The following is a 3,625-nucleotide window of genomic DNA, read 5'->3' on the forward strand; positions in this document are numbered from 1 at the left end:
AAACTGCATGACGACGGGACGGTCTTCGTCAACGTCAGTGGCCTTCCTAAACTTCCTTAGAGGGATGGAAACTCTCGTGATACAATAAAGGTCCTCCTAGCTATTCGACTTCCTAAACTTCCTTAGAGGGATGGAAACCGAATGCCGCGGTCTTTGGGCCTGGTTCTCCCCAGGCTTCCTAAACTTCCTTAGAGGGATGGAAACCGCTAACTCGCCTCAGGCTGAGTCCCGCCAGTCGACTTCCTAAACTTCCTTAGAGGGATGGAAACTAGCTCCCCTCCTCCACCTCAAACACGCAGGTCTCGTCCTTCCTAAACTTCCTTAGAGGGATGGAAACCGGGCCAGGAGCCGGGAATCGATTCACGCTTTCGCCCTTCCTAAACTTCCTTAGAGGGATGGAAACTCTACCCTGATCGGGTAATAGATATCAAAGGCCCGACTTCCTAAACTTCCTTAGAGGGATGGAAACTCTTTCAGGAGCGCACAGCCAAGCGACATCCACGGCTTCCTAAACTTCCTTAGAGGGATGGAAACCGGGAACGTGGACCACCACGACTCTCCGCTTGGCGCCTTCCTAAACTTCCTTAGAGGGATGGAAACCCTGTCTCGACATGGCCATATAGGACAAGGTGCTTCCTCTTCCTAAACTTCCTTAGAGGGATGGAAACTAGCTCCGTATCTCCTCCACGGTGCGTTTTACGCCTCCTTCTTAAACTTCCTTAGAGGGATGGAAACCGGCCCCGGCCCCCTGCTGGGCCGTCTGCGCCGCCTCTTCCTAAACTTCCTTAGAGGGATGGAAACAGCCCTGTGACCTCAACTCCTCAATCATTGCGTTGACTTCCTAAACTTCCTTAGAGGGATGGAAACACAAGTAGTGGGCCTTTCGGTGAAGCCCGAAGGTCCCCTTCCTAAACTTCCTTAGAGGGATGGAAACACGTCGCGTCCTCCGAAGGCAGGATAAAGGTATCTCTCCTTCCTAAACTTCCTTAGAGGGATGGAAACCTTGTCTTCGGCGACCTTCACGAGGTTCGTCTCGTTCTTCCTAAACTTCCTTAGAGGGATGGAAACCACAGAGGCAAGGACGACCCCCTGCCGCCACCCATGGCTTCCTAAACTTCCTTAGAGGGATGGAAACTCGAGGTGCTGACGAGCAGGCGGAAGCGCCGCGAGGCCTTCCTAAACTTCCTTAGAGGGATGGAAACGCGCGGCGTCCTCTATTAAGCGGTTCCCTGCCTCGATCCTTCCTAAACTTCCTTAGAGGGATGGAAACAACGAGAGGGGGGCGGCGAAAGCCGCTCCTCTTCTTCTTCCTAAACTTCCTTAGAGGGATGGAAACCGGCGAGCGATATCAACAAGACCCGCATGGCCGCACACTTCCTAAACTTCCTTAGAGGGATGGAAACCACTGACGAAATACCAACCTGCCGCTGTAATTTCGTCCTTCATAAACTTCCTTAGAGGGATGGAAACATATCTGCGGCGATACTAAGCCTCAACAATAGATTCCCTTCCTAAACTTCCTTAGAGGGATGGAAACCGGGGGTCTCGTCGCCGGACCTGATGTCGATGGTCCTTCCTAAACTTCCTTAGAGGGATGGAAACGAGAGCGCGTGGAGTGTCCCATCTGCCATGAGGAGCTTCCTAAACTTCCTTAGAGGGATGGAAACGATATCCTCTTCGAGGTTTTCGATGCGTTCCAGACGCCTTCCTAAACTTCCTTAGAGGGATGGAAACAAGGCGTCAAGGATGCCGTTCATCAGGACGCCGACGCCTTCCTAAACTTCCTTAGAGGGATGGAAACGCCAATACGTCAAGGTGGAGTTGGTGGTGCTGGGGCCCTTCCTAAACTTCCTTAGAGGGATGGAAACTGCTGAATCTGTCGCCGCTATGTTGGATGATGGGCTCTTCCTAAACTTCCTTAGAGGGATGGAAACAAGGCGTCAAGGATGCCGTTCATCAGGACGCCGACGCCTTCCTAAACTTCCTTAGAGGGATGGAAACCCGGTGAGGGTGAAGGCGGAGAGGTTAAGCAGCTGACTTCCTAAACTTCCTTAGAGGGATGGAAACGGATATCAATGTTGCATCCGACAGCGGGACGCGAAGCCTTCCTAAACTTCCTTAGAGGGATGGAAACTCGAAGAAATAAGTTCTGAAACCAGGACGAGGGCTTCTTCCTAAACTTCCTTAGAGGGATGGAAACCGCGTAGAGCTCGCCGAAGATCGGCGTCACCTCGCCCTTCCTAAACTTCCTTAGAGGGATGGAAACCGGGCAGGCGGGGGCAGGCAAGACACACCTCATTCGCCTTCCTAAACTTCCTTAGAGGGATGGAAACCGTAAATTCTGCCCATTCTGCGGCCCTGTTCTCGCCCCTTCCTAAACTTCCTTAGAGGGATGGAAACCCTGTGCATATGGACCACCAGAATATATCCCTGTCCCTCTTCCTAAACTTCCTTAGAGGGATGGAAACTATACAGGAGGGACAGGGATATCCTGATCCATATGGACTTCCTAAACTTCCTTAGAGGGATGGAAACGGGATGCGGAGGCCCCTGAACGCGGTCGTAGTGCGCTTCCTAAACTTCCTTAGAGGGATGGAAACTCGGTGCCTGCCATATCCGGAAGTGGTGGAACATGCTTCCTAAACTTCCTTAGAGGGATGGAAACTAAGGTTGTACCACTCGCATTAAAGTGGTAAAGCCTCTTCCTAAACTTCCTTAGAGGGATGGAAACCGCTGATGAACCGGCACTCCACCCCGACCGGCCCCATCTTCCTAAACTTCCTTAGAGGGATGGAAACAAACTGTCCAACTTTAGGGGATATGTTGATTTGTCCTTCCTAAACTTCCTTAGAGGGATGGAAACCGGATAGCGACGAGCAGCGTGTGCGGCTGGCAGCGGCTTCCTAAACTTCCTTAGAGGGATGGAAACCTGAGTTTTACGCTAGGCAGGAATTTGTGATCTTCTCCTTCCTAAACTTCCTTAGAGGGATGGAAACGTCCTTTCGGTCCCCCTGATTCGGCTCGGCATCGTCCTTCCTAAACTTCCTTAGAGGGATGGAAACACGTCGCTCGACGCCAGCATGAGGAACAGGTCCGCGTCTTCCTAAACTTCCTTAGAGGGATGGAAACTCGTTGGGAGTGATACGAAGTCGAGACACTATGCGCTTCCTAAACTTCCTTAGAGGGATGGAAACTTCTTTCGGAGGAGACGGGGTATAATGACCCCGCCTCCCTTCCTAAACTTCCTTAGAGGGATGGAAACGCCCGCCCTGCATCCCGGCCGCCAGGGTTGTGAGGGCTTCCTAAACTTCCTTAGAGGGATGGAAACCCGGAGGAACACCACGCACCGGTCCCCGCCGAACGCCCTTCCTAAACTTCCTTAGAGGGATGGAAACTCAGGCGTTTCATCGGAACCGCGAGGCGTGGGACCTGCTTCCTAAACTTCCTTAGAGGGATGGAAACTCGTCCGTCCAATCTCCGGCTGGATGCGCCGAGCGCACCTTCCTAAACTTCCTTAGAGGGATGGAAACTCCGCCCAGCAGGCCCCCGCTCTGCGGCGTTCCTCCGGCTTCCTAAACTTCCTTAGAGGGATGGAAACACAATGTAGAACGGAATAGGGTATTGG

General features: G+C 52.5%; 1 CRISPR repeat array.

The annotated features are described in order from the left end of the window. Positions 1-42: 42 nt before the first annotated feature. Positions 43-3,598: a CRISPR direct-repeat array (repeat unit 30 nt; unit sequence CTTCCTAAACTTCCTTAGAGGGATGGAAAC). The last annotated feature ends 27 nt before the right edge of the window (positions 3,599-3,625 follow it).

It is taken from the genome of Fretibacterium fastidiosum (genome assembly GCF_000210715.1).
Taxonomy (GTDB): domain Bacteria; phylum Synergistota; class Synergistia; order Synergistales; family Aminobacteriaceae; genus Fretibacterium; species Fretibacterium fastidiosum.